This is a genomic window from Paenibacillus oleatilyticus (assembly GCF_018998565.1).
Taxonomy (GTDB): Bacteria; Bacillota; Bacilli; order Paenibacillales; family NBRC-103111; genus Paenibacillus_G; species Paenibacillus_G oleatilyticus.
Genome location: NZ_JAHNZO010000133.1, coordinates 1 through 378 on the forward strand (window position 1 = coordinate 1; position 378 = coordinate 378).

Genomic DNA, 378 nt, shown 5'->3' on the forward strand with positions numbered 1-378 from the left:
GCCATGTGCCGACCTCCTATCTGCTGGCGCTGGCCGGCGTGCTGTTCACCGCCATCAGCTATGGCAAACTGGTGCGCCAGTTTCCCACCGCCGGCTCTGCTTATACCTATGCGCAGAAGGCGATCAACCCGCACGTCGGTTTTCTGGTGGGGTGGTCATCGCTGCTTGATTATCTGTTCCTGCCGATGATCAATACGCTGCTGGCGAAGATTTACCTGACCGCGCTGTTCCCGGAAGTGCCGCCCTGGGTGTGGGTCGTGGGCTTCGTTATCCTTATCACCGCCATCAACCTGAAAAGCGTCAATTTGGTGGCCAACTTCAATACCCTGTTCGTATTGGCGCATGTGGCGATCATTCTGGTGTTCATCTATCTGGTGG

At 56.6% G+C, this 378-nt stretch carries 1 protein-coding gene; it reads left to right on the forward strand.

Features of this window, described 5'->3' with window-relative positions; genetic code table 11:
- On the forward strand, positions 1-378 hold a 378-nt coding region (locus KQX66_RS38945; RefSeq protein WP_216798419.1), incomplete at both ends, for an amino acid permease.